At 69.3% G+C, this 6,313-nt stretch carries 7 protein-coding genes; all 7 read right to left on the bottom strand.

The window, feature by feature from the left end; translation table 11 throughout:
• Positions 1-42: 42 nt before the first annotated feature.
• A complete protein-coding gene (locus ABZZ74_RS52045) occupies positions 43-1,005 on the bottom strand; it encodes a bifunctional lytic transglycosylase/C40 family peptidase (protein WP_356951135.1) in 963 nt (320 codons plus the stop codon).
• A 199-nt stretch (positions 1,006-1,204) separates the two neighbouring features.
• A complete protein-coding gene (locus ABZZ74_RS52050; protein ID WP_356951136.1) occupies positions 1,205-2,881 on the bottom strand; it encodes an FtsK/SpoIIIE domain-containing protein in 1,677 nt (558 codons plus the stop codon).
• A 196-nt stretch (positions 2,882-3,077) separates the two neighbouring features.
• On the bottom strand, positions 3,078-4,094 hold the full coding sequence (locus tag ABZZ74_RS52055; RefSeq protein ID WP_356951137.1) for a hypothetical protein: 1,017 nt from the start codon (positions 4,092-4,094) through the stop codon (positions 3,078-3,080).
• Positions 4,095-4,098: 4 nt separating this feature from the next.
• The gene (locus ABZZ74_RS52060; protein ID WP_356951138.1) at positions 4,099-4,482 is read right to left on the bottom strand and encodes an RRQRL motif-containing zinc-binding protein; all 384 of its coding nucleotides are present in this window, start codon (positions 4,480-4,482) and stop codon (positions 4,099-4,101) included.
• Entirely contained in the window at positions 4,482-4,811 is a 330-nt protein-coding gene (locus ABZZ74_RS52065; RefSeq protein ID WP_356951139.1) for a hypothetical protein, read from the bottom strand. The genes ABZZ74_RS52060 and ABZZ74_RS52065 overlap by 1 nt, the downstream gene beginning before the upstream one ends.
• Entirely contained in the window at positions 4,808-5,098 is a 291-nt protein-coding gene (locus ABZZ74_RS52070; RefSeq protein ID WP_356951140.1) for a hypothetical protein, read from the bottom strand. Before ABZZ74_RS52070 ends, ABZZ74_RS52065 begins: the two co-directional genes overlap by 4 nt.
• 177 nt (positions 5,099-5,275) lie before the next feature.
• Positions 5,276-5,467 carry a hypothetical protein gene (locus tag ABZZ74_RS52075; RefSeq protein ID WP_356951141.1) on the bottom strand — a complete coding sequence of 64 codons (192 nt, stop codon included), beginning with the start codon at positions 5,465-5,467 and terminating at the stop codon, positions 5,276-5,278.
• Positions 5,468-6,313: the final 846 nt, after the last annotated feature.

The raw sequence follows: 6,313 nt of genomic DNA on the forward strand, positions 1-6,313 counted from the left end.
ATGTCGACGGGCTTGGCCAGGACGGTGAACTTGGACATGAAGTCAGATCTCCTTGTTGGAGTGGGAGGTGGGGCGGGCGACGGCGATCAGGTCGGGCATGACGTCCATGGGGTCGTAGCGGACCTGTGCGCCGGGGCGGGGGGCGTCGAGAATCCAGCCGCCGCCGATGTAGAGGCCGACGTGATGGATGCTCGACAGGGTGGAGCCGTAGAAGACGAGATCCCCGGGCCGGACATCGCCGGGCGTGACGGGCTCCGAGGCCGCGTACTGCTCGGCTGCCGTGCGGGGCAGCAAGATCCCGGCCTTGGCGTAGGCGTAGAGCGTCAGCCCGGAGCAGTCGAACCCGGAAATGCCGGTTCCGGACCGGCCGTTGGGAGAGCAGCAGGTTCCCCTGCTCGGACCTTGCGCGTTTCCGCCGCCCCACGAATACGGCTGGCCGATCATTGCTTTTGCCGCATCGATCGCGGTTTCGGCCTGCGTCGTGGTCGCAGTTTCCCCGCCGGACGGCTGGTCGGCGAGTGCCTGAATGGACTGGACGTAATTCCGTGTCTCCTTGTAGGGCGGCACGCCGCCGTATTTGCGGACGGCGCCGGTTCCTGCGTTGTAGGCGGCGAGCATGTTGCTCTGCGGATTTCCGGGAACGTCCCTGACGTGTTTGGCTATGCCGCACAGGTAGGCGGCTGCCGACGGGACCGCATCCGCGGGATCCCACACATCGCGCTTTCCGTCGCCGTTTCCGTCGATTCCCTGGCTCTCCCAGGTGGACGGCATGAACTGAGCGATGCCTTCCGCGCCAACCTGGGACCGGGCTTTCGGATTGAACCCGGATTCCTGCGTGAGGAGCGCGGCGAGCAGGTTCGGGGTGACCTCGGAGCAGGTATGTCCCGCGTCCTCGATCAGGGATTTGTACTGGCTCGGCACACTCAGGCTGAGCGCCGTCCCAACGGGGTCGTCGCCGGCGCCCTGGACGAGCGCGGCCACGAGCACGGCCGCGGTCGCTCCCACGCCGACGGTGACGGCTGTAGAGGCACGCAACGGGCCTCCTCCCTCCTTCCTGGGGTTGTTGATCGTTCTCGCTGGTCAGCACCGCCACCCGGCACCGCCAGATGACCGCCCGACCACCGCCACCCGGGCGGGGCCGACCGCCACCCGGACAGGCCGGGTGGCGGTTCCGTGGCGGTGGTGCGGCGGTGGCAGGTGGCGGTCACGAACCGGACAGTGCGGCGGCGGTCAGGTCGGCCAGCCGGTAGCCCCGCACACCCTTCGCGCCCTTGTCGGCGGGAACACCGAGAAGACGGCTGAGTTGCTTTCCGCGCTCTGCGGGATCGCTTTCTGTGATCCCGAGAGCCGGGGCGAGTTCGGCCGTTGCCATGAACTCGACACCGTCAGTGCGCATGATGTCGATGGCCTGCTTCAGAGGAGAATCCGGGATCGCCGATTCGCGCCGGGCGTGCACCTCGTCAACGACTCCCCAGATGAACTCATCCGCGAAATTGAAGCCCCGGATCAGCGTGGACGATCCGTTCGCGAACAACACGGCCTGGCCCTTGATTTCCGGGTCCAGCAGTGCCGGGTGGATCGGGGCGACCGTATCGAAGTAAGAATCCCCGAGGGCGACTTTCGCGCTGCCCTCGGACGCCACGTACAGGCACATCCGGTACAGGAACTGATCCCGCACCTTCACCGGGATGGCGTCCTTGGCCGGCCGCTGCGTCAGCATCACCGTGGAAATCCCCGATTCCAGGGATTTCGCCACCAGGGAACGGGACTTGTCGGTTACCCGGCGGACCTGTTCCTTCGATTCCTTGGTGCCGTTGTCGGTGTAGAAGTCGGCGGCCTCGTCGATGACGAAAAACACCGGCTTGAACACCGGTACGGGCTGCCGGTTGCGGATGGCGTCCTGCAACTGCGTGTACCGGTCGTCCACACGGACGAGCAGCTCATCGAGCATGCTCTCCATCACGGCCGGATCGTCGGACGCCTCGTAACGGACGGCGAGCTTTTCGAACTTGGTCAGCCCGCACAGCTTGCCGTCGAGCAGGTACAGGTCGAACTCGCCGTATGCGATCAGCAGGCAGGTGATGAGTCCGTTGACCAGGGTCGTCTTGCCCATCTGCGTCATGCCGGCGACCAGCAGGGACGCCTTGTCGAAGGTGGGCACCCCGGCGAGCCGGCCGGTGACCTCGTGTCCGAGGGGAACCCCCGCGAACGTCTGGATCTCCTGCCGGGTCGGGGACGGGAACGGGCTGCTGAACGGGGGCTCGCTCAGCACTAGAAGGCGTACATGGCGCTCGCTCTTCCGGCTCGTCTCCAGCTTCAGGTGCAGGCGGGTGACGCCGAACATCGACGCGATCCGATCGAGGCGTTTCGCGACGTCGTCGTGCGTACGCCCTTCCGGCACCAGGAAGTCGTAGACGGTGCCGATGCCGGGCAGCGTCTCGATGGTGACGTCGCCGGCACGGACGTGTTCGTTGCTGGCGATGGCCCCGATCCGGCTGAGCAGCATCGTCAGTTGCGGGTGGCGCGCATCCCCGCTGGGGGATGCCTCAACGGCCACCGGGACCGCACCGACGGGCGCACCGGATGCCATGGCAGCGACGGCCTGGATGGGAGATTCCTGCTTGAGGGCCGCCTGCTGGGCTGCGGTGGAAGCGCCTGGCTGGCGCGCCCACAGGCGCGGGAGGCCCCAACGGATCCGCCACGCCAGGTAGCCGAGCGCGACCAGCGCCCCTGCGGTCAGCAGGACGGTGGCTGGCCAGGACAGGCCCAACTTGTCCTTGATGGTGGCCAGGACACCGAAGACGATGACGAGACCGCCGATGGCGCCCGCCGCCTGCCCGTAGGTGTCCTCGCCCTTGCCGGGCTTTTGTTTCCTTGCCACGCTCCTCCGTTCTGTGCGTTCACGTATCGATGGCCTGTGCTGCGCGCCGGGTCTGCGCCGGGTCTGCGAGGGTGCCGCTCGCCGGGGCTCACCGGGTCTGCTTCACTGGTGCGGTCGACTGCTTTCCGGCAGTCGCGACGAAGGCCAGCCCAATTGCCCTGGGCTGGCCTTCATTGCGTCGTGCCGGACGACGGTCTTACGGCTGTGCGTCTTCGGCGTCGATCAGCGCGGCGTACGCCTTGCGCACCCGCTCTTCCTTGGCGACGAACCCGGCCGCGCGGTAGGCGGCCAGGGCCTTGCGGTAGGACAGCGGGGGGTTCTCGGAGTGGCGCAGCCACCGCAGCACGACCGTGAGCTGTTCCTCGCTCAGCGGCTCGCCCGGCTCGGGCGTTTCCACGCCCGCCACCGCTGCCACGGCGGCCAGGGCCGACCAGTCGAGCGGGGTGTGTCCCTCACCCTGCAAGGCGGGCAGTTGCGGCGTCGGGGACACGGGTCCGACCTGCGGGGACACAGGGGACACGGCCGGGGACACGCCCTCCTGTGTCCACGTGCCCAGCACGCGGGCCAGGTCATCGTCCGAGAACAGGGCCGGAACCTCCTGGGGGACGTCGCCGGTGGGGTGTTTGGCGGTGAGTTTCGCCAGTTCCTCGCTCGCCTCGTGGCGCACCTTGTGGGCCTGGCCGCGGGCCTTGCGCTCCTCGCGTTCCAGGGCGGCGGCGGTGGTGTGCCGGTCGGCCTTGGCGCGGGTGACCGCGCGGCCGATGGCGACCTGGTCTCGTGTTGCGCTGCGCACGGCGTCGATCTGCTGCTGTGCTGTGGGGGAGATGCGGGTGGTGTCCCGCTCGACGGCCATGATGAGCGTGGCCTTGGCGGCGGCCGGCACCATCGCACCGATCACGGCGACGACCGGCGTGGCGTACAGCAGGCCGTGGGTGACCAGCACGCCGACCGAGGTGACCAGGAACAGCCAGCCGAGGGTGGCGGGCAGTTTCCCGGACGATCCCTGGCGGCGGTGCGCGGTCTCCATCGCCAGGGCGTACAGCCATACAGCGTCGTAGATGCCGGCCACGGTGTAGGCGAGCGGTGCCGGGGCCTGGTGGGCGAGGATCTCCCCCACCGCGTACACGGTCCAGCCCAGCGACAGGCCGGTCAGGCCGACCGGCAGACTCCAGTGCGCCGCCCGGCGGGCGGCTTCCTTCCACTCCATGTCCATGTGATCACGTCCTTGCGTGGTCGTCGGGGTAGGCGCACAGCACGCACATGCCGAGCGATCTCGGCATGCAGTAGCTGTAGGTGACACCGCACTTGGGGCAGGTGCGGCGGGCGAGCATGGCCAGGGCGAGCGCGCCCCACTTACGCGAGGTCATCGGTCGGACGGGCTTGGCCAGGTCCTCGCGGTACAGGTAGCTGACGCGCACGCCGCCCTGCCGCCGGTTGACCCGCATGACCTGCACTTGTATGGGCTGGCCGCCCGGACGCAGGCCCCTGGCCCGTAACTGGCGGCGCGTTGCGTACCCGTCGGGCGCGAGCTTCCAGGGGTAGGTGGGGATGCCGTAGCGGGCGCCGGTCGGGTCGTAGCACTTGCCCCACGCCGCCGACATCAGCCAGCCGCCCCGGACGACGCCGGGGCGGTGATGTCGGCGAAGCCGGTCAGTACCAGCACCGCGCCCGCAAAGTCGGCGGTCGCCTTCAGTACGCGTGTGTCACCGTCGCCCTGTGTGCTGTGCGCCACCGCATCCGGGGCGACGCCGAGCGCTTCACGCCAGGCCTCGAAGCCGGCCAGGTCGTCGTGGAACGACAGCTCCAACCGGTTGGGGTAGACGGTTCCCGCCCGCACCGCGGGCGCCGGCAGGTGCCCGAAGTCCACGGCCAGCAGGCGCAGCGCCCGCAGCGGCGCGGACAAGTCGTCCAGTGTCAGACCGTCGCTCATGCGGCAGCTCCTCGACGCGCGGTGCGGCAGGCGGGGCGGGCCAGCGGGAGAACGTTGAACAGGTCCGGATGGTCCTCGACGACCCGCGCGGCCAGGCGGATCAGGTCGTCCGGCAGCGTGGCGTACTCGGGATCGGCGAGGATGTCACGCGCCGCGTCCAACCGGGCTGCGCGTTCCTCGTCGCTCTCGCCGTCGACCCCGAGCCAGAGTTCGGCAGGTGTACCGAGGGCGAGTTCGGCGAAGTCCTGTGGTGTGTCGGCCCGGTGGCCGCCCACGTAATTGAGCATGGGGACTCCCATGTCGAAGGGATATGAGAAGTGCCGGAAGCTGCCAGAGCGCCCACAGGGCGGCGGCTGGTCCGGGAAGTGCGGCCAGCGCCGTCGGTGGCGGCGGGCCGAAGCGCCCCGGGCCGGATTCGATCCGGCAGCGTCACGCCTGGTCCGGGGCGGTTCCATCAGCGTCGGTCACCTCGTGTCGTGCTCCGAGATGACCAGGAAGGAATCCGAAGCCAGGTCCATCACGACCCGTGCCTCGGTTCCCTCACGGCGGCAGTCGGCGGCGAACTCCTCCGCCGGCCACGAGCCGCGCGGATGACTCGCGGGGAAGCTCTCCAAGACCGTGCGGTCCGCGGGGACGCTCTTCGTGGAACTGGCCATCACGCCGCCCTCTCGAAGAGGTACGGGTGCGGGCCGCGCGGACGCTGCGGCAGCGGCTCCTTCGTCTTCTCGTGCTCGCCCCCGGCCATCAACGGCCGCCCCGCACACGGGCGTTGTCCTCGGAGCGCTTGTTCTGCTCCGCGTTCTTCTTCGACAGATCCTGTCGTTGCTGGTCTGTCAGACTGGTGACCACAGGTGCCTCCACATCAGGTGCCTGTCCGCGGTCCCTCGGGTCGCACCCCGGGGGACCGCTTTGGGCCGGACTGTCCGGCTCCCCCCGCCCCGCCCGTGCAGCCGGCGCACACATGTGCGGGCCGGACGGGCGAGGAGAGGCAACCGGCCGCAGCACAAATGGCTGCGACGCCAGCAAGAGGCGGACCGGGAAGTCGTTCAGGCGCCGCCGGCCGGTCCGTCACGGCGGCGCCCGGGTATGTCGTCGGCCCATGCCGACCTCCCGCGGGTAGCAGGAACACGGCTTCACCGGCGCTCCGTTGCTGCGGAGTGCCGGTCCCGAGCCGGACAGTCGGGTGCGTCATCGTCACTGCTCTGACGCCAGCAGGCGGCCTGCACGAAGTCGGTGCAGGTTGGCGTGCCGCCGACGACATCACCCGGTCGTCACGGGGGCGGTCTCACTCTTGCCGCCACGTGCGTTGGGGCCCGCTGCACTTCCCCACACCCGAGACCGGGTGGCGCCTGCCAGGCGCGTAGGGGGAGAACGTCGTCCATCACGGCGGTTTGCCACCCGGGCCCTCGCCCTAGGCACCTGCCGTGACCGCCGCTCTCGCGTCAGCCCCGCACGATCACTCTTCAGTTCTCAAACAACCGCGGGTCTCGTCCGGAGCTATG

The organism is Streptomyces sp. NPDC006476, assembly GCF_040612015.1.
GTDB classification, from domain to species: domain Bacteria; phylum Actinomycetota; class Actinomycetes; order Streptomycetales; family Streptomycetaceae; genus Streptomyces; species Streptomyces griseorubiginosus_B.

Coding starts and splice junctions, on each gene's coding strand:
- ABZZ74_RS52070 (WP_356951140.1), bottom strand. CDS start 5,098: ATGCTCAATTACGTGGGCGGCCACCGGGCCGACACACCACAGGACTTC.
- ABZZ74_RS52065 (WP_356951139.1), bottom strand. CDS start 4,811: ATGAGCGACGGTCTGACACTGGACGACTTGTCCGCGCCGCTGCGGGCG.
- ABZZ74_RS52055 (WP_356951137.1), bottom strand. CDS start 4,094: ATGGACATGGAGTGGAAGGAAGCCGCCCGCCGGGCGGCGCACTGGAGT.
- ABZZ74_RS52060 (WP_356951138.1), bottom strand. CDS start 4,482: ATGTCGGCGGCGTGGGGCAAGTGCTACGACCCGACCGGCGCCCGCTAC.
- ABZZ74_RS52075 (WP_356951141.1), bottom strand. CDS start 5,467: ATGGCCAGTTCCACGAAGAGCGTCCCCGCGGACCGCACGGTCTTGGAG.